The 18708-nt window shown below is 74.9% G+C and carries 18 protein-coding genes; 4 read left to right on the top strand and 14 right to left on the bottom strand.

Features of this window, described 5'->3' with window-relative positions; all coding sequences use genetic code 11:
• Positions 1-13: 13 nt before the first annotated feature.
• The gene (gene lysS, locus FZ988_RS09395; protein WP_246169413.1) at positions 14-1495 is read right to left on the bottom strand and encodes a lysine--tRNA ligase; all 1482 of its coding nucleotides are present in this window, start codon (positions 1493-1495) and stop codon (positions 14-16) included.
• A gap of 191 nt (positions 1496-1686) precedes the next feature.
• A complete protein-coding gene (nadC, locus tag FZ988_RS09390; RefSeq protein ID WP_149203758.1) occupies positions 1687-2715 on the bottom strand; it encodes a carboxylating nicotinate-nucleotide diphosphorylase in 1029 nt (342 codons plus the stop codon).
• A 92-nt stretch (positions 2716-2807) separates the two neighbouring features.
• Here nadC and FZ988_RS09385 point away from each other — a divergent pair, with 92 nt between their 5' ends.
• The 4 genes from FZ988_RS09385 to FZ988_RS09370 all read left to right on the top strand — a co-directional run bounded on the left by FZ988_RS09385 (position 2808) and on the right by FZ988_RS09370 (position 5999).
• Positions 2808-3161 carry a rhodanese-like domain-containing protein gene (locus FZ988_RS09385; protein WP_223145083.1) on the top strand — a complete coding sequence of 118 codons (354 nt, stop codon included), beginning with the start codon at positions 2808-2810 and terminating at the stop codon, positions 3159-3161.
• 71 nt (positions 3162-3232) lie between these two features.
• Complete coding sequence (locus FZ988_RS09380; protein WP_149203756.1) at positions 3233-3496, top strand: metal-sensitive transcriptional regulator; 264 nt, start codon at positions 3233-3235, stop codon at positions 3494-3496.
• Between the two features lie 396 nt (positions 3497-3892).
• On the top strand, positions 3893-5623 hold the full coding sequence (locus FZ988_RS09375) for an FAD-dependent oxidoreductase (protein WP_149203755.1): 1731 nt from the start codon (positions 3893-3895) through the stop codon (positions 5621-5623).
• A 40-nt stretch (positions 5624-5663) separates the two neighbouring features.
• Positions 5664-5999, top strand: a complete 336-nt coding sequence (locus FZ988_RS09370) for a rhodanese-like domain-containing protein (protein ID WP_149203754.1) — start codon at positions 5664-5666, stop codon at positions 5997-5999.
• 36 nt (positions 6000-6035) lie between these two features.
• Here FZ988_RS09370 and FZ988_RS09365 read toward each other — a convergent pair whose 3' ends face one another.
• The 12 genes from FZ988_RS09365 to hpt all read right to left on the bottom strand — a co-directional run bounded on the left by FZ988_RS09365 (position 6036) and on the right by hpt (position 18695).
• Complete coding sequence (locus FZ988_RS09365; RefSeq protein WP_149203753.1) at positions 6036-7742, bottom strand: L-aspartate oxidase; 1707 nt, start codon at positions 7740-7742, stop codon at positions 6036-6038.
• Complete coding sequence (gene panD / locus FZ988_RS09360; protein ID WP_281287175.1) at positions 7739-8227, bottom strand: aspartate 1-decarboxylase; 489 nt, start codon at positions 8225-8227, stop codon at positions 7739-7741. Before panD ends, FZ988_RS09365 begins: the two co-directional genes overlap by 4 nt.
• Positions 8224-9114, bottom strand: a complete 891-nt coding sequence (panC, locus tag FZ988_RS09355; protein WP_149203752.1) for a pantoate--beta-alanine ligase — start codon at positions 9112-9114, stop codon at positions 8224-8226. Before panC ends, panD begins: the two co-directional genes overlap by 4 nt.
• Positions 9111-10070 carry a Rossmann-like and DUF2520 domain-containing protein gene (locus FZ988_RS09350; RefSeq protein ID WP_149203751.1) on the bottom strand — a complete coding sequence of 320 codons (960 nt, stop codon included), beginning with the start codon at positions 10068-10070 and terminating at the stop codon, positions 9111-9113. The genes panC and FZ988_RS09350 overlap by 4 nt, the downstream gene beginning before the upstream one ends.
• On the bottom strand, positions 10067-11686 hold the full coding sequence (locus tag FZ988_RS09345) for a PH domain-containing protein (RefSeq protein WP_149203750.1): 1620 nt from the start codon (positions 11684-11686) through the stop codon (positions 10067-10069). Before FZ988_RS09345 ends, FZ988_RS09350 begins: the two co-directional genes overlap by 4 nt.
• Entirely contained in the window at positions 11683-12213 is a 531-nt protein-coding gene (locus tag FZ988_RS09340) for a PH domain-containing protein (RefSeq protein WP_149203749.1), read from the bottom strand. Before FZ988_RS09340 ends, FZ988_RS09345 begins: the two co-directional genes overlap by 4 nt.
• A 34-nt stretch (positions 12214-12247) precedes the next feature.
• On the bottom strand, positions 12248-12739 hold the full coding sequence (locus FZ988_RS09335) for a DUF3180 domain-containing protein (RefSeq protein ID WP_149203748.1): 492 nt from the start codon (positions 12737-12739) through the stop codon (positions 12248-12250).
• Positions 12739-14127, bottom strand: coding sequence for a 2-amino-4-hydroxy-6-hydroxymethyldihydropteridine diphosphokinase (gene folK, locus FZ988_RS09330; protein WP_149203747.1), 1389 nt, complete (start codon positions 14125-14127; stop codon positions 12739-12741). The genes FZ988_RS09335 and folK overlap by 1 nt, the downstream gene beginning before the upstream one ends.
• Positions 14120-15079 carry a dihydropteroate synthase gene (folP, locus tag FZ988_RS09325; protein ID WP_149203921.1) on the bottom strand — a complete coding sequence of 320 codons (960 nt, stop codon included), beginning with the start codon at positions 15077-15079 and terminating at the stop codon, positions 14120-14122. Before folP ends, folK begins: the two co-directional genes overlap by 8 nt.
• A gap of 100 nt (positions 15080-15179) precedes the next feature.
• A complete protein-coding gene (folE, locus tag FZ988_RS09320) occupies positions 15180-15794 on the bottom strand; it encodes a GTP cyclohydrolase I FolE (protein ID WP_223145096.1) in 615 nt (204 codons plus the stop codon).
• A 56-nt stretch (positions 15795-15850) separates the two neighbouring features.
• Positions 15851-17887 carry an ATP-dependent zinc metalloprotease FtsH gene (ftsH, locus tag FZ988_RS09315; protein ID WP_149203746.1) on the bottom strand — a complete coding sequence of 679 codons (2037 nt, stop codon included), beginning with the start codon at positions 17885-17887 and terminating at the stop codon, positions 15851-15853.
• 253 nt (positions 17888-18140) lie between these two features.
• Positions 18141-18695: a hypoxanthine phosphoribosyltransferase gene (hpt, locus tag FZ988_RS09310; RefSeq protein WP_149203745.1), complete on the bottom strand. Its 555-nt coding sequence runs from the start codon at positions 18693-18695 to the stop codon at positions 18141-18143.
• Positions 18696-18708 lie beyond the last annotated feature (13 nt).

Here is an 18708-nt window from a genome sequence, read left to right as displayed (position 1 = left end):
GCCGCGTGAGGGCTCAGCGGCCGGGCTCGAGAGGCTTCACCAGGGGGAACAGAATCGTCTCCCGGATTCCGAGGCCCGTCATCGCCATGAGGAGCCGGTCGATGCCCATTCCCATGCCGCCCGCCGGCGGCATCGCGTACTCCATCGCGGTGAGGAAGTCCTCGTCGATACGCATTGCCTCGTCATCACCCGCCGCGGCGAGCACCGCCTGGGCCTCGAAGCGCCGACGCTGGATCACCGGGTCCACGAGCTCGGAATATGCGGTGCCGATCTCCATGCCGCGGATGTACAGGTCCCACTTCTCGACGACGCCGGGGACCGTTCGGTGGTCACGCGTCAGCGGGCTCGTGTCGACGGGGAAGTCGCGCACGAATGTGGGCGCCACGAGCGTGTCGCCCACGTGGTGCTCCCACAGCTCCTCGACGAGCTTGCCGTGGTTCATGCGCGCCGCGTCGATCTGGAGGTCGAACCGCTCGACCAGGGCCATGAGGTGGGGCACGGAGGTCTGTGCCGTGATCTCCTCGCCGAGCGCCTCGGAGAGCGAGTGGTAGAGGCTGAGCGACGTCCACTCGCCGCCGAGGTCGTACTCGGTGCCGTCGGCGAGCGTGACCGTCGTCGAGCCCAGGGCCTCGCGCGCCGCCGTCTGGACGAGGTCGCGCGTGAGCTCGGCCATCGTCGTGTAGTCGCCGTACGCCTCGTAGGCCTCGAGGGTCGCGAACTCGGGCGAGTGCGTGGAGTCCACACCCTCGTTGCGGAAGCTCCGGTTGATCTCGAAGACCCGCTCGACACCGCCGACGACGGCCCGCTTGAGGAACAGCTCGGGAGCGATGCGCAGGTACAGCTCGAGGTCGAACGCGTTCATGTGGGTCGTGAACGGGCGTGCCGCGGCGCCGCCCGGCTGGGTCTGGAGCATCGGCGTCTCGACCTCGAGGTACCCGCGGCGATGGAAGTTCTCCCGCAGCGACCGCATGACGCCGGCGCGCAGCCGCACCATGTCGCGCGCGGCCGGACGGACGATGAGGTCGACGTAGCGCTGGCGTACGCGCGCCTCCTCGGACAGGTCCTTGTGCAGCACCGGCAGGGGGCGCAGGGCCTTCGCGGCGATCTGCCAGTCGTCGGCGAAGATGCTCAGCTCGCCGCGACGGGAGCTGATCACGCGCCCGTGCGCGAAGAGGTGGTCACCGAGGTCGACGTCGGCCTTGAACCTGTCGAGCGACTCCTCGCCCACGACGGCCTGGCTGAGCATGACCTGCAGGCGGTTGCCCTCGCCGTCCTGCACGGTCACGAAGCAGAGCTTGCCCGTGTTGCGCAGGTAGACGACGCGCGCGGCCACGCCGACGACGACGTCCGTCTCCTCGCCCGCCTCGAGGTGGGCGTGGTCCGCGCGCACCTGCGCCACGGCGTGGGTCACGGGGACCGCCACGGGGTACGCCTCGCGGCCCTCGGCCAGGAGGCGCTCACGCTTCTCGCGGCGGATGCGGATCTGCTCGGGCAGGTCGTCGGTCTCGACGGCCTGGGCGTCCGGGTCCTGCGTCGTGGGGCGGTGGTCCGCGGGCTGGCTCACCGGCCGATCCTACCGACCGGCGGAGGCGTCCCCGTCGGCCCGCTCACCCGGCCGACGCGCTCACCCCGTCCGTCCGGCCACCCGCTCGACGCGCTCACCCGGTCGACCCGCGGGCCGCCCGCCTACCGGGGGTCCGGCTGCGCGTCCTCGAGGTCGAGCGCGACGTCGAGGATGGGCGACGAGTGGGTCAGACCGCCCACCGAGAGGTAGTCCACACCCGTGCCCGCGACGTCCGCGGCCCGGTCCAGGGTCAGGTTGCCGGTCGCCTCCAGCTCGACCCGGCCGGTCTCGGCCTCGCGGGCACGGACGGCGGCGACGACCTCGCGGAGCACCGGGGGCGCCATGTTGTCGAGCAGCAGGAACCGGGCACCGGCGTCGATCGCCTCCATCGCCTGCGCGGGGGTGTCGGCCTCGACCTGGACGGCGACGTCGGGGAAGCGCGCACGGACCGCCTCGACCGCGGCCGTCACGGAACCTGCCGCGACCACGTGGTTGTCCTTGATCATCGCGACGTCGTAGAGGCCCATGCGCTTGTTGGTGCCGCCGCCGCAGCGCACCGCGTACTTCTCCAGGGCACGCAGGCCGGGCGTCGTCTTCCGGGTGTCCAGCACGGTGGCGCCCGTGCCCGCGAGCGCGTCAGCCCAGCGCCGCGTGTGGGTCGCGACGCCCGAGGCCCGGCTCACGACGTTGAGCAGGGTGCGCTCGGCCACGAGGAGCACCTGGACGGGGCCTTCGACGACCGCGAGCTCGTCGCCCGCCCCGACCCGCGTGCCGTCCTGGACCGTGAGCCGCACGGTGGCCCCCGGGAGCCCCAGCCGCGTGGCGACCTGGTCGAGCACCTCGGCGACCGCCTGGAGGCCGGCCACGACGCCGTCGGCGCGCGCGACGAGCCGCGCCGCACCGTGCGCGGCGGGGGCGACGGTGGCCTGCGTCGTGACGTCGCGTCCCGGTGCGGCCCCGAGGTCCTCGTCGAGCGCGGTGGCGACGACGCGGGCCAGGGCCGCGCCGTCCAGCCCCGGCACGTCCGGCACCGCGCGCGCAGGCGCCGTCGCCGCGGGTGCGTGCGCGTGTGCCGGACCGGTGCCGGGCTGCTGCCCGAGGGGTGCCTCGTCGGCTCGCGCAGCAGCGGTCGTGGTGGTCGCTCGGTCCATGCCCTCACCGTACCGAGCGAGCGACCCGCCCCGGCCCGGGCCGCGGACCTCACGACCTCGCCAACGGATACCCCATGGGGTATCCTGGCCCCATGGCATCCTTCCTCGACCGTCTCCTGCGCCGCGACCCGACCGCGCTGCCCGCAAGCGTGCGCGTCGACCGTGCGATGACCCTGCTCGACGAGGGCGCCGTGCTCGTCGACGTCCGCGAGCCGTCCGAGTGGCGCAGCGGCCACGCACCCCGCGCGCGCCACATCCCGCTGGGCACCCTCGCACGCGAGGCGCGGCGCCTGCCGAAGGACGCACCCGTCGTCGTCATGTGCGCATCCGGGATGCGCTCGCGTGGTGCCGCCGCCCAGCTCCGTGCGGCGGGATATCGTGCGACGAGCCTGTCCGGGGGGCTCGGGGCCTGGCGCGCCGCCGGCGGGCAGGTCGTGACCCGATGACCTCGGCCGGGCAGGGTGCCCCCGCACCGACACCCGAACCCGCACCACCGACGACACCACGGAGAGCCGGCATGCAGCTCGACCCGGAAGAGATGACCTCCGTCATCAACCGCCTGCGCCGCGCACAGGGCCAGATCGGCGGCGTGCTCAAGATGCTCGAGGCCGGCGCCGACTGCGCCGACGTCGTGACCCAGCTCTCGGCCGCGTCGAAGGCCCTCGACCGCGCGGGCTTCGCCATCATCGCCACGGGGCTCGAGCAGTGCATCGTCCGGGGCGACGAGGAGGCCGGGATCGACCGGGCCAAGCTCCAGAAGCTCTTCCTCTCCCTCGCCTGACCAGGCCGGCCCTCTCCCCCGACCCGCGCCTGGGCACTCGCCCGCCAGGCACCCGCTCGTTCGACCGGCAGACGCTCGTTCGACCTGCCCGCACCCACTCGCCCGCGAGCCCATGCCCGCCCGCGCCCGACTCACACCCCGCACCCGGGGTCGGCCGTCACCTCGGCCAGGCGTCCGCGCCCCGAGCGCGCACCCTGGCCCCCGCGCGACTCGGGCCGATGGTCCCGCCGGGAACATATACCCCCCGGGGTATCGTTCTCCTGTGGCCGGCCCTGCGCCGTGCCAGTCTCGTGAGAGCGCCCCGGTGCACCCGGCGGCGCCACGCACGGACCGTCACCACCTGACCGAAGCACGTTGCACCGGGGCCGGACGCCCCGTCTGACCTGAGGACGGAACATGAGGATCGTGATCGTGGGCGGGGTCGCCGGCGGGATGAGCGCCGCTGCACGCGCCCGCCGCCTGGCCGAGGACGCCGAGATCGTCGTGCTGGAGCGCGCCGACTACGTCTCGTTCGCCAACTGCGGCCTGCCGTACCACGTGAGCGACGAGATCACCCGACGGTCGGCCCTGCTCCTGCAGACCCCCGAGTCGCTACGGGCCTCGCTCGACCTCGACGTCCGCACCGGCCACGAGGTCGTCGCGATCGACCGCGACGCCCGGACGGTCACCGCACGCCGCACCACGGCCGCCGGCGTGGACGAGATCACCCTCCCGTACGACGCGCTCGTGCTCGCCCCGGGGGCCGCGACCGTGCGTCCCCCGATCCCGGGCCTCGACCTCCCGCAGGTGCACACCCTGCGCACCGTCCCCGACGCGGACGGCCTGCGCGCCGTCGTCGGTGAGGGCGCCCGGCGGGCCGTCGTGCTCGGCGCCGGGTTCATCGGCATCGAGACCGCCGAGGCCCTGCGGGTCCGTGGGCTCGACGTCGACCTCGTGGACCTCGCACCGCACGTGCTGCCTCCCCTCGACTCCGAGCTCGCGAGCCTCCTCGACGCCGAGCTCCGCGACCACGGGATCCGCACCCACGTGGGCGTCGCCGCCGAGGCCGTCACGGCCCTCGAGTCCCACGACAGCGACGAGAACGACGGGAGCTACGCCGGCGACAGCGCCGACGGCGCCGTCGAGGTCCGCCTGTCCGACGGCACGACCCTCACCGCCGACGTCGTGGTCCTGTCCGTGGGCGTGCGGCCGGACAGCCACCTCGCCGCGGCCGCGGGCCTCGAGCTCGGGCCCCAGGGCGCGATCGTCGTCGACGCCCGCCAGCGCACGTCGGACCCGCACATCTGGGCGGTGGGTGACGCCGTCGCCGTGCGCCACGGCGTGACCGGGACCGTCGGCCCGATCCCGCTCGCAGGCCCCGCCAACCGGCAGGGCCGCCGGGCGGCCGACGCGATCCTGGGCGCGCTCACGCCCGCGCAGGAGGCCCGTGGGGTCCTGGGCACCGCCGTCGTGCGGGTGTTCGGGCTCACCGCGGCCATGACCGGCGCGAGCCGGCGCACCCTCGAACAGGCGCACATCGAGCACCACGTGGTGCACGTGCACCCCGGTGACCACGCCGGCTACTTCCCCGGTGCGGAGCAGATGCACCTGACGATCACGTTCGCGCCCGACGGGCGGCTGCTCGGTGCCCAGGCCGTCGGCCGCGCGGGCGTCGACAAGCGCATCGACGTCCTGGCGACCGCGCTCGCCGCGGGCATGACCGTCGACGACGTCGCCGAGCTCGAGCTCGCCTACGCACCGCCGTACGGCTCGGCGAAGGACGCGGTCAACATGGCCGGGTTCGTCGCCCAGAACGTGCTCGCGGGGACGCTGCGCCTCTGGTACCCGGAGGACCTCGAGAAGGTCATGGCCGAGGCCCTCGTGCTCGACGTGCGCTCGGCCGGCGAGTTCGCCTCGGGCCACCTGCCCGGTGCGCTCAACGTCCCGCACACCCAGCTGCGGGCCCGCCTCGACGAGGTGCGCGACGCCGCGGCCGGACGCCCGGTGCGCGTGCACTGCGCGAGCGGGTTCCGCTCCTACCTCGCGCACCGCATCCTGGACCAGGCGGGCGTCGACTCGGCGAACCTCTCCGGCGGGATGCTCACGCTGCGCGCGGCCCTGCCGGACCTCGAGCTCGTCACCGACTGACGGACCAGCCGCCCCTCATCCCGACGACAGGACGGACACCATGGAGCAGATCGACGTCACCGCGCTCCGCGCGGCCCTCGGAACCCCGGCGGGGAGCGACACCGGCGAGGCTTCGGGCCCACCCGTCGTCGTCGACGTGCGTGAGCCGCACGAGTTCGACTCCGGGCACGTCCCGGGTGCCGTGAACGTGCCCATGAGCCAGGTCGTGGACCGGGTGGGTGAGATCACGTCGCTGACCGGGCCGGTGTTCCTCGTGTGCCAGTCGGGCGGCCGGTCGGCGCAGGTCGCCGCGTGGCTGGGCCAGCAGGGTCACGAGGTCACGAACGTCGCCGGCGGGACGCTCGCCTGGAAGGCTGCGGGCTTCCCCGTCGAGTGAGGGCCGGGCACCGCGCGCACCGGTGACCCGGCCGGCTCATCGACCCGTCGCACGCCCCGCGCGGAGGTGCTCCTCGCGACGCAGGGCGAGCGTCCCGTCGGTCCCGAGGCTCGCGACGAGGTGGGTGCGCCATGCGTCGTCGGGTTCCGGGTGGTCCTCCCGGAAGTGCCCGCCGCGGCTCTCCGTGCGCGCGGCCGCCGTCGCGGTGAGGACCGAGGCGACCTGGTGCAGGTTGGTCGTCTCCCACTCCGCGGTCTGCGGCGCCGCGACGACGCCCGGGACCTCGTGCGCGGCCGTCGGCACGGCAGCGAGGGCCTCCGCGGCGGCGGCGAGCCCCTCGGCGCTCCGGATGACCCCGGGCCCGCGCTGGGCGATGCGCTGGAGCCGGCTCCGGGCTGCCGCGGCGACGAGGGCCGCCGGTCCGCCTCGCTCGACCGGGTCCCGGTGCGGCAGCTCGCCCGCCGCGACCCGCTCGGCGATGTCCCGGGCGGCGCGATGGGCGAAGACCAGGCCCTCGAGCAGGGAGTTGGACGCGAGCCGGTTGGCCCCGTGCACGCCGGTGCACGCGACCTCGCCCGCGGCGTACAGGCCGTCGAGGGAGCTCCGGCCGTCCAGGTCGGTGACGACGCCGCCCGAGTGGTAGTGCTGGGCCGGTGCGACAGGCACGAGGTCCGTCGCGAGGTCGAGGCCCTCGGCCATGAGCCGCTCGTGGATCGTGGGGAACCGGTGGTGCAGGAACTCGGCGCCCAGGTGCCGTGCGTCGAGCAGCACGTGGTCGGAGCCCGTCTGCGCCATGCGCCGGACGATCGCGTGCGCGACGACGTCGCGCGGCGCGAGCTCGGCGAGCGGGTGCACGGCGGGCATGAAGCGCACGCCGTCGGTGTCCAGGAGCATCGCGCCCTCGCCGCGCACGGCCTCCGAGATGAGCGCGAGCTGGCCCTTGACGCCGCTGCCGAGCCACAGGACCGTCGGGTGGAACTGGACGAACTCGACGTCCGCGACCTCGGCGCCCGCGCGCAGGGCCGCCGCGAGGCCGTCGCCGGTCGCCTGTGCGGGGTTGGTCGAGGACTGGAAGACCTGCCCGATGCCCCCCGTGGCGAGCACGACGGCGCGACCGAGCGCGGCGCCGACGCCGTCCCGCGTGCCCTCGCCGATGACGTGCAGCGTCACACCGCACACGGGGCCCGGGCGGCCGTCGGCGTCGGGCTCGGCGGTGAGCAGGTCGAGCACGAGCGCGTGCTCGACGACCTCGATGCCGGGGTCCGCGCGCACGGCGTCGAGCTGGGCCACGAGCGCACGGGAGATCTCGGCGCCGGTCGCGTCCCCGCCTGCGTGCACGATGCGGTCGGCGCCGTGCCCGCCCTCGCGGGTCAGCGCGATGCGCCCGTCCGGGTCGGTGTCGAAGCGTGCGCCGCGGCCCACGAGCTCACGCACGCGCGCCGGACCCTGCGTGACGAGCACCTCGACGGCCGCCTCGTCGCACAGCCCGCCGCCGGCCACGAGGGTGTCCGCGAGGTGCGCGGCCGGCGAGTCGGCGGGGTCCAGCGCGGCCGCGATGCCGCCCTGCGCCCAGACCGTCGAGCCGGACGCGAGCGCGCCCTTGGTCACGAGCAGGACGCGCGGCACCCGGGTGCGCAGCTCGAGCGCGGCCGTGAGCCCGGCGATGCCGGAGCCGACGACGACAACGTCCGCGACGGCCGTCCACCCGGGTGTCGGTGCGGCGAGGCGCCGCGCGAGCCTCACCGGGTGGTCGCGGTGGTCGCGGTCGTCGCGGCCGTCCCCGTGCTCGCGGGTGCCGTGGTGCTGGCCCACGCGATCGCGGCGCTGCGCAGCCCCGCGGGGGCCTCGCCCGGGTCGGTGCCGAGGCCGGCGATCCGGTTGTCGGCGTCGACGTGCACGACGCGCGGCGCGTAGGTGCGCGCCTCGGCGTCGGGCATCGACGCGTAGGCGATGAGGATGACCACGTCGCCCGGGCGCACGAGGTGGGCGGCGGCACCGTTGATGCACACGACGCCCGACCCGGGCTCCCCGGCGATCGCGTACGTCGTCAGCCTGGCACCGTTCGTCACGTCGACGACGTCGACCTGCTGCCCGGGGAGCAGGTCCGCGGCCTCGAGCAGGTCCGCGTCGACCGTGACCGAGCCCACGTAGTCGAGGTCGGCCGCCGTGACGGTGGCCCGGTGGATCTTGCCGACCATCATGGTGCGCATCCAGCTGCTCGTGCTCATCGGTTCTCCTCGTGCTGCGGTGACCGGGCGCCGTCCGCCAGGTCCACCACGACGTTGTCGATCAGTCGGGTCGCGCCGACGCGCGCGGCGACGGCGAGCAGGGCCGGGCCTGCGTGGTCCGCGGGGACATCCTCCACCGTCGCCGGGTCGACGAGCGCGAGGTAGTCCAGGGCGACGCCCGGCTCGGCGTCGAGGACCGCACGCGCGGCGGCGAGCACGCTCGGGGCGGAGGCGCCGTCGCGTGCGACGTCCTGGGCACACGCGAGGGCACGCGACAGGGCGCGCGCGCAGGTGCGCTCACCGGGGTCGAGGTAGGCGTTGCGGGACGACAGCGCGACGCCGTCGGCGTCCCGGACGGTCGGCACGGCGACGACCTCGACCGGCACGTCCAGGTCGTGCACCATCTGCCGCACCGCCGCGAGCTGCTGTGCGTCCTTCTGCCCGAAGAGCGCGACGTCGGGCCGCACGAGGTGCATGAGCTTGAGGACGACCGTGAGCACGCCGTCGAGGTGGCCGGGCCGCGAGGCGCCCTCGAGGACGTCGCCGAGCCGCCCCGCGACGACCCGCACGACGGGCTCGCCGCCCGGGTAGACCTCGGCGACGTCGGGCGCGAAGACGACGTCCGCCCCGGCCCCGCTCAGCAGCGCGACGTCGCGGTCGAGGTCACGCGGGTAGCTCGCGAGGTCCTCCTGGGGGCCGAACTGGAGCGGGTTGACGAACACGGTGACGACGACCTGGTCCGCACGCTCGCGCGCCGTCCGCACGAGCGAGAGGTGCCCCTCGTGCAACGCACCCATCGTCATCACGACGGCACGGCGGCCGGCGCCGCCCTCCGTCAGGGCGGCGTCCAGCTCTTCCCGGGTGCGCACCACGCGCGGCGTCGTCATCGGTCCTCCGGTCGGTCGTCCGCCGAGGGCTCGGCGAGCAGGTCGAGCAGCTCCTGCGCCCGGTCCGTGGAGATCCGGTGGCCCAGGAGGGCCCGCGCGGTCGCCGCCCGGGCAAGCGCGCGGTAGGTCGGCGCGATGTCGGCCGCGCCGGGCTCGCGTGCCGCGAGGGCGCCGAGCTGCACGAGGTGCGCGGCGACGGTCCCGACGTCCCCCCGCACCACCGGTCCCGTGAGCGACGCGACGCCGCTGCTGCCCACGGCGGTGCCGGACGGCGCCGACGCGGCCCCGCCCACGGCGCTGTCCAGCGCGGCGCCGAGCAGCGGCCCGAGCACGCGGTCGGGCCGCTCGACGCCCGCCGCGGCGAGCGCCTGCGCGGCCTGCGCGACGAGCACCACGAGGTGGTTCGCGCCGTGGGCGAGGGCCGCGTGGTAGAGCGGCCGTGCCTCCTCGGCGACGACGACGGGCTCCCCGCCGATCTCGACGACGAGCGCCTGGCCGATCGGCAGGACGGGGCGCGGACCCGTGACCGCGAACGTGCAGCCGACGAGCCGACCGAGGTCGAGGGACGTGCCCGTGAACGTCATCGCCGGGTGGATCGCGAGCGGGATGACGCCCGCGGCGCGCGCCGGCTCGAGCACGTCCGTGCCGAAGGCGCCCGCGGTGTGCACCACGATCTGGCCGGGTTGCCAGGCACCGAGCCGGGCGAGCCCGGCGACGAGGTCGGCGAGCGCGTCGTCGGGCACCGTGAGCAGCACGAGCTCCGAACGCTCGACGACCTCGCGCACGTCGAGCGCGGGCACACCGGGCAGGAGCGTCGCGATGCGTTCGAGGCTCTCCGCGGAGATGCCGCTCGCGCCGACGACGGCGTGGCCCGCGGCGCGCAGCGCGCTGCCGAGCACGGCACCGACGTGCCCTGCGCCGACCACGCCCACGCCCAGGCGTCCGGGCTGGGTCACGGCCGGGGCACCTCCGGCTGGTGGGTCTCCGGCTCGACGGGCTCCGGCTGGGACGTCACCGGCGGGGCCACCTCCGGAAGGCCGAGCTGCGCCTCGACGCGCTCCGGCTGGGGCGCGTCGGGCTCGACGGGCTCCGGCTGGGGCACCTCCGGCTCGACGGGCTCCGGCTGGGGCACCTCGCGCTCGACGTCGACGGTCGCGCGCGCGGCCTGCGCGCGCAGCTCACGCATCCACCGCTCGGGCCCCGCGCCGGCCCGGGCCGTGCGGGCACGCGCCGCCTGCTCGACGAGCAGCGCACCCGCGACCGACTCCTCGAGGTGCACGACCTGCGGGGCCACGGGGCCCGGCGTCGAGTGGAGCAGGACGGTGGCGACGCCCAGGCGCCGCTGGAGCGGGCCCTGGGACAGCGCGACGGACTGTGTGCGCTCGTGCGGGACGACGACGAGCTGCCGCACGAACCGCCCGCTGCGCACGAGCAGCGCCCGCTCGGTGACGAGGTAGCCGTTGCGGGACCAGGACCAGGGGTCGAGCCAGCGCGCGGCGCGCGGGCTGGTCGTGAACGGGTCCTCGCCCGCGCCTCCCCCGCCGGCGAGCGCGGCGTCGAGGACGGGCCGCGGGTCGGCCGCACCGAGCTCGGGCAGCACGAGCCACAGCGCGAGCAGCGCCTCGTCGCGGTCACCCACGGGCAGCAGGACGTTCTCGGTCTGCTGCTCCTCGACCTGCCCGTACCCGGCGACGTTGATCTGGACGCGCCACCAGTCCTTGCGGCGCCACAGCCAGGCCTGGCTGATGCGGACGGCCTGGACGCGCCCCGGCGGGACGGTCTGCGACCGCGACTCGAGGAGGCCGTGGCGCAGCCGGATCCCGTCGGGCGACTGGGCGGCGCGGAAGTTGAACTCGCCCGCGAAGCGGCCCCACAGGTAGCCGCCCGCCGCGAGCACCAGCGGCAGGAGGCCGAACGCCGCGCCGATCTCCCGCGAGACCACGGCGACGACGATCGCGGCGATCATGCCGAGGAGCAGGAAGACGATGGCCACGGACCGCACGAGGGAGCCGATGAGACGCCCGGCCGACACGGCGAGCACCTCACGCTCGGGCGCGACGGGCGCCTCGGGCTGCTCCTCGGTGCCGAACTCGACACCGGCGGCGCGGGCGAGGAGCTCGTTGCGCAGCTGCTGGGCCTGGTCCTCCCGCAGGAACGCGAGGCGCACGGCCGAGTCCGCGCCGCCCGCGACCTCGATCTTGAGCTCGGCGAGGCCGAAGAGCCGGGCCAGGAGCGGCTGCACGACGTCGATGGCCTGCACGCGGTCGAGCCGCGCCGTGCGCTGCTGGCGGAACAGGACCCCGGTGTGCAGGTACACGGCCTCGGAGTCCACGGCGTACCGCGTCATGCGCCACGCGATCGCGGCGTACACGAAGCCGACCACGGTCGCCGCGGCGACCACGGCGGCGACGGGACCCCAGCCCACCGTGCCGACCAGGTCCTGCGCCTCACCGATGTTGGTCCCCACCTGCTGGACCGCGATCGCGAGCAGGACCGCGAGGACCTTCCAGCCCTTCACGGCAGGGGTGACCGGGTGGACCCGGTTCCAGACCGGGCCGGGCGCCTCGGTCACAGGCCCGCCAGCTGCGCCTCGCCGCGCGCCGCGAGACGGTCACGCAGCCGTGCGGCCTCGGCCGGGACCAGCCCGGGGATCGCGGCGTCGGTACCCGGCGACGCGGTGTGGAGCTGGACACGCGCGATCCCGCCCCACCGGTCCAGCGGGCCGGCCTGGACGTCGACGAACTGCATGCGGCCGTACGGGACGACGACGAGCGTGCGGAACATGACGCCCTTGCGGATCAGCAGGTCGTCGTCGCGCTCCGCGTAGCCCCACGCGCGGACCTGACGGGGCACGACGACCGCGATCCACAGCCCGACGGCGAGCACGACCGCCGGGATGGCCCACAGACCCGCGAGGCCGCTGAGGACGGCGGCGACGACCCCGCCCGCGAACGGGAGCAGGAGCCAGACGCCGGCCGAGATCAGACGGACCGTGGTCAGGCGTGGGGAGACCGGCTGCCAGGCGACGCCGACGGGGTCGAAGACCCGCGCCGCATCGGTGCCCGGGCGCGCGTCGAGGGGTTCGGTCATGGTCTCCATCCTTCCACTCCCGGACGACACGACCGGCCGCGGCTCAGGCCGTGCTGCCCGACGCGGCCGAGGTGCCCGGGCCGGGCCCGTCGTCGTCGTCGCGCGGGCGCACCTCGCACCACCGCTCGACGACGAGCCCCACGACGGCGAGCGCGACCGTGCACAGGAGCGCGAGCCCCGCGGCCTGGGCGACGTCCCGCCGCGCGGCGATCTCGAGGTCGCCGAGCACGAGGACCACCTGGCCGCCGTACCAGCCGCTCAGGAGCGCACCCGTGTAGGCCGACGCGGTCGCGAGCACCACGGTGCGGGCCGCCAGGATCGGGTCGAGCCCGGGCCTCTTGCCCTGCGTGTACTGCCGGACCGCCCAGCCGAGGGTCAGGACGACGGCCGCGATGAGCAGCACCACGAGCGAGGACAGGACGGGCACCGGCAGGAGCGTCGCCCCGCGCGACTCCGCGACCCGCAGCGCGCCGTAGGACACGACCGTGCTCCCCGCCGCGACGAGCAGCAGGCGGGCCCACGGCGTCCGACGCATCAGCTGCCGGCCTCCGGCGCGCGCCACCAGTCGAGCGCGATCCAGCGGATCCCCTCGCGGTCCGGCGCGGTCTGGGCGAGCGCGGCGACGGGCCCGCCGCCGAGGCCCGGGAGCACGGCGTCGGGCGCGACCTGCGCCCAGGGCTCGAGCACGAAGGCGCGCTCGTGCGCCCTCGGGTGCGGCAGCTCGAGGTCGTCCGCGACGGCGATCGTCGACCCGTGGACGACGATGTCGATGTCGATCGTGCGGGGGCCCCAGCGCTCCTCGCGCACGCGGCCGTGGGCGTTCTCGACGGCCTGGCACGCGTGCAGGAGCTGGCGGGCGCTCAGCCGGGTGCGACCGAGGACGACCGTGTTGAGGTAGTCGGGCTGCTCGGGGCCGCCGACGGCCCCGGTGCGGGCGAGCGGCGCGACGGCCGTCAGCTCGAGCCCGTCCACGGAGTCGAGGTCCTGCACCGCGCGACGCAGGATCTCCTGGCTCGCCCCCACGTTGGAGCCGAGTGCCAGGACGACGTCGACCGGCTCCGCCGGGACGAGGTCGAGGCGGTCCGCGGGCTCGACGAGGGCGACGTGCGCGGGCGCTGTCGACGGGACGGGCGTGGGGACCGCTGCCGTCACGTCGGGGCCACCCGGCGCGGCCGGGGCCTGCACGTGGGCGCCCGCCTCGGGGGCGCGGTGGCCCGGGAGGTCCGCGACGACCTCGGCCAGCGTCACCATGGGCCACTCGGGCGTCGCGGGCCCACCCGTCGCGGGCCACACCGGTGCGGGGACGGGCACCGGGGCCCCGGGGGCCGCGTAGCCCACGGGCGGGACGCCCCCGGAGGCGGCCGCCGCCGCGGCACCTGCCGCAGCCGCGAGGACGCCGGCCGGCGCGCCGTACGGCTCCTCGGCGAAGCCCGGGACGTCGACCGGCGGAGCGTCGTGCGCGGGCACCGCCCCGTGCGAGCCGAGGTCCGAGCCGCGCGAGTCGACGACCACGGGCGGCGCCGCGACCGCGGGCACGTGCATGCGGCCCCGGTGGATCTCGATGCGCACGTCGGCGAAGGGGACCGTGACGGGCGCCTGCGGCTTGTGCAGGACGACGTCGACCTCGTGCACGCCGGGATGGGTCAGCGCGACGGCGGCGACCCGCTCCGCGACGGTCTCGACGAGGTCCGCGGGCTCGCCCGCGAGGACGGCCGCGACCTGCTCGGCGAGCACGCCGTAGTCGACCGTCAGGTCCAGCCGGTCCTCGGCCGCCGCGGCCCTGCTGTCGACGTGCACGGTGACGTCGGCCACGAAGGTCTGGCCCTCCAGACGCTCGTGCTCGAACACCCCGTGGTAGCCGATCGCGGTGATGCCGGCGACCGTGATGCGGTCGAGGGGTCCGTCCGTTCGTGCGTCAGACACCGTGCTCTCCGTCCTGACGGGGCGCCCCTGCGGCGCCCGTCCCTGTGCCCACCGTCCCGGATGGGTCGACCGTGCCCCCTGACCTGCCCCCTGACCTGCCCCCTGACGCGTGCGTGCCCCCCGACCCGTGGGCGCCGCCTGACCCGTGGGCGTCGGCGCGTGCCGCTGCCCACGCGTCCGCGACCCGGACGGCGTCCGCCGAGCCTGCCACGTCGTGCACCCGCACGCACCAGGCTCCCGCGGCGGCCGCGAGCGCGGACACCGCCGCCGTGGCCCCGTCGCGACGCTCGGGCGGGGCGGGCCGGCCGTCCGCGTCGGCGAGCAGGTGGCCCAGGAACCGCTTGCGCGACGCGCCGACGAGGACCGGCCTGCCCAGCGCCGCGAGCACGTCGAGGTGCGCGAGCAGGGGCCAGTTGTCAGAGCCGGGCTTGGCGAACCCCAGGCCGGGGTCGAGCACGACCTGGGCCGGGTCGGCACCCGCGCCGACCAGGGCGTCGAGCCGCTGAGCGAGCTCGTCCCGGACGTCGAGCACGACGTCGTCGTACGTGGCGAGCGAGTCCATGACGTCGGCGTGCCCGCGCCAGTGCATCGCGACGTACACCGCTCCGGTCTCGGCGACGACGCGGTACATGTCGGGGTCCGCGAGGCCGCCGGAGACGTCGTTGATCACGTGCGCCCCCGCGGCGACCGCGTCGGCGGCGACCCGCGCGCGCGTCGTGTCGACGCTGACCACGGCTCCCGCGGAGGCGAGCTCGGCGATCACGGGCAGCACGCGGCGGCGCTCCTCGTCGACGGGTACGCGCAGGGCGCCCGGCCGGGTCGACTCGCCGCCCACGTCGAGCAGGTCGGCGCCGTCCGCGAGGAGCTCACGCGCGTGGGCCACGGCGGCCGCGGGCTCGTACCACCGGCCGCCGTCGCTGAAGGAGTCGGGCGTCACGTTGACGACGCCCATGACCAGGGTGCGGCGCAGGTCCGTGAGAGCCGCGGGGAGCGGGCTCGGGTGTCGCGTCACGGGCCCCAGCGTAGGACTGCACACGGGCGCTCCCGTGCGGTCAACGGCCCAGGATGAGGCTCATCGCCTCGGCGCGCGTCGTCCCGTCGCGCATCTGCCCGCGCACGGCCGACGTGACGGTCCTCGACCCCGGCTTGCGGACGCCACGCATGGACATGCACAGGTGCTCGCACTCGATGACGACGAGCACGCCGCGGGGCGCGAGGATCTCGACCAGCGCGTCGGCGACCTGCGACGTCAGCCGCTCCTGGACCTGCGGGCGGCGGGCGTACAGGTCGACGAGGCGGGCGATCTTGGACAGACCCGTGATGCGGCCGTCGGCGCTCGGGATGTAGCCGACGTGCGCGACGCCGTGGAAGGGCACGAGGTGGTGCTCGCACGTCGAGTACACCTCGATGTCCTTGACCAGCACCATCTCCTCGTGGCCGAGGTCGAAGGTCGTGGACAGCACGTCGCGCGGGTCCTGGTAGAGGCCCGCGAACGTCTCCGCGTAGGCGCGGGCGACGCGGGCGGGCGTGTCCCTCAGCCCGTCCCGGTCCGGGTCCTCGCCCACGGCGATGAGGAGCTCACGCACCGCACGCTCGGCGCGCTCGTGGTCGTACGCGACCGTCGGCCGGCCGAGCTCGTCGCCGCCCACCACGTCCGCGTGGCGCAGCCCGACGTCGCCCTCGCTCGGTGGGGTGGGGACGTCGTCGGGCGTGTGGCTCACGGTCAGGCCTCGTCCCACCGGGCGCGGTCCACCGGGTCGGCGGGCGGGACCTCGCCGATCGGGGCTGCGGGGTGCTCGTCCTTGGCGGCGGCCGCCTCGTCCTGCGGGATCACCGGCTCGCCGTTGCTCGCGGCCTTCTCCTGGGCGGTCTGCACCGGCGGGATGTCCGAGACGGCGCGGTCCGGGCTCGAGAGCCACACGTCGCGCGGCTCGCGCTTGGCGACGGGGGCGAAGATCTCGGCGAGCTCGGCCTGGTTGAGCGTCTCGCGCTCGAGGAGCTCGACGACGAGGGCGTCCAGCACCTCACGGTGCTCGTTGAGGATGGCCCACGCCTCGTCGTGCGCGAAGTCCACGAGCCTGCGGACCTCGACGTCGACCACCGCGGCGACCTGCTCGGAGTAGTCGCGGCCGTGACCCATGTCGCGGCCCATGAAGACCTCGCCGCTGTCCTGCCCCAGCTTGACGGCGCCGATCTTCTCGCTCATGCCGAACTGCGTGACCATCTTGCGGGCGACCGCCGTGGCCTTCTCGATGTCGTTGGACGCGCCGGTCGTCGGGTCGTGGAAGACGATCTCCTCGGCGACCCGGCCACCCATCGCGTACGCGAGCTGGTCGAGGAGCTCGTTGCGCGTCGTCGAGTACTTGTCCTCGGCCGGCATGACCATCGTGTAGCCGAGCGCACGGCCGCGGGGAAGGATCGTGACCTTGGTGACGGGGTCCGTGTACCGCAGGGCCGTCGCGACGAGCGCGTGACCACCCTCGTGGTACGCGGTGATCTTCTTCTCCTTGTCGTTCATCAGCCGGGTCCGCTTCTGCGGGCCGGCGATGACGCGGTCGATCGCCTCGTCGAGCTCGTGGTTGCCCAGGGCCTGCTTGCCCGTGCGGGCCGTCAGCAGCGCGGCCTCGTTGAGCACGTTGGCGAGGTCGGCGCCCGTGAAGCCGGGCGTGCGCTTGGCGACCGCGTGCAGGTCGACGTCGGGCGTGACGGGCTTGCCCTTCGCGTGCACCTGGAGGATCCGCTCGCGGCCGCGCAGGTCAGGGGCGTCGACCGAGACCTGCCGGTCGAAGCGACCGGGACGCAGCAGCGCCGGGTCGAGGATGTCCGGACGGTTGGTCGCCGCGATGAGGATGACGTTCGCGTTCACGTCGAACCCGTCCATCTCGACGAGCATCTGGTTGAGCGTCTGCTCCCGCTCGTCGTGCCCGCCACCCATGCCGGCACCGCGGTGGCGCCCGACGGCGTCGATCTCGTCGATGAAGATGATCGCCGGCGCGTTCTGCTTCGCCTGGTCGAAGAGGTCACGCACCCGCGAGGCGCCGACGCCGACGAACATCTCGACGAAGTCCGAGCCGGAGATCGAGTAGAACGGCACGCCCGCCTCGCCCGCGACGGCCCGCGCCAGGAGCGTCTTGCCCGTGCCGGGCTGGCCGTACAGGAGCACGCCCTTGGGGATCTTCGCGCCGACGGCCTGGAACTTGGCCGGGTCCGCGAGGAACTCCTTGATCTCCTCGAGCTCCTCGACCGCCTCGTCGACGCCCGCCACGTCCGCGAACGTGACCTGCGGGGTCTCCTTGCTGACGAGCTTCGCCTTGGACTTGCCGAACTGCATGACGCGCGAGCCGCCGCCCTGCATCCGGGACATCAGGAACCAGAACAGGCCCAGGATGATGACGAACGGGAGGATCAGCGAGAGCAGGCTGGCCCACCACGACGTCTGCGGGACCTCGGAGTTGAAGCCACCCTCGGGGTCCGCGCTCGTGACCGCGTCGACGACGTCGGGCCCCTGCGGGGCGACGTAGTAGAACTGGACGTTCCGGCCCTTGTCACCGAAGTCCTCGGTGAGCGTCAGGTCGACGCGCTGCGCACCGTCGACGATCTTGGCCTGCTCGACCTTGCCGTCGGCAAGGAGCTCGAGGCCGTCAGAGGTGTCGATCCGCTGGATCCCGGTGCTCATGAACGAGGACGCCCCGAGCCACAGGATCATCATCGCGACGACGATCCAGATCGCAGGGCCGCGGGCAAGGCGCTTGAGGTTCATGGGTGAGGGGGCCGGGGCCCTTCCCTCCTGGTCGCTGGGCGGGTCTGACGTGCACGTTACCCGGTGCCCCTGGAGGTACCGGCCGGTGTTCGCCCAGGGCGCTAAGGGGAACCTGGGACGGGCGTCGGACGTACCGACCGCGCGCGCCCCGCGCGCTCACCCGCACGGGCCCGCAGGCTCACCCGCGCCGGCCCGTGTGGTGCGGGCGCCCGCACCCTGGCGGACAGGCGCCTGCCCAGGCCCGCCTCGAGGCTCAGTCGCCGTAGACGTGCGGGGCGAGCGTGCCGACGAACGGCAGGTTGCGGTACTTCTCGGCGAAGTCCAGGCCGTACCCGACGACGAAGTCCGTGGGGATGTCGAAGCCCACGTAGCGCACGTCGACCTCGACCTTGGCCGCCTCGGGCTTGCGGAGCATCGTCGCGATCTCGACGCTCGCGGGACCCCGGCTGCGCAGGTTCGACAGGAGCCAGGACAGCGTGAGCCCCGAGTCGATGATGTCCTCGACGATGAGCACGTCGCGGCCCGTGAGGTCCGCGTCCAGGTCCTTGAGGATGCGCACGACGCCGGACGACGTGGTGCCGGCGCCGTACGAGGACACCGCCATCCAGTCCATCTCGACCGCCGTGTGCAGCCGTCGCGCGAGGTCGGCCATGACCATGACCGCGCCCTTGAGGACGCCGACCATGAGCAGGTCGCGGCCCGCGTAGTCGGCGTCGATCTGCGCGGCCATCTCGTCGAGGCGGGCCCCCAGCTGCTCCTCCGTCAGGAGGACCCGCTCGAGGTCGTCACCCATGTCCGCTGGATCCACCGCGCGCCGCTCC

This window comes from Actinotalea subterranea (assembly GCF_008364845.1).
GTDB lineage: Bacteria > Actinomycetota > Actinomycetes > Actinomycetales > Cellulomonadaceae > Actinotalea > Actinotalea subterranea.
This window is presented reverse-complemented; position numbering and strand designations above follow the sequence as displayed.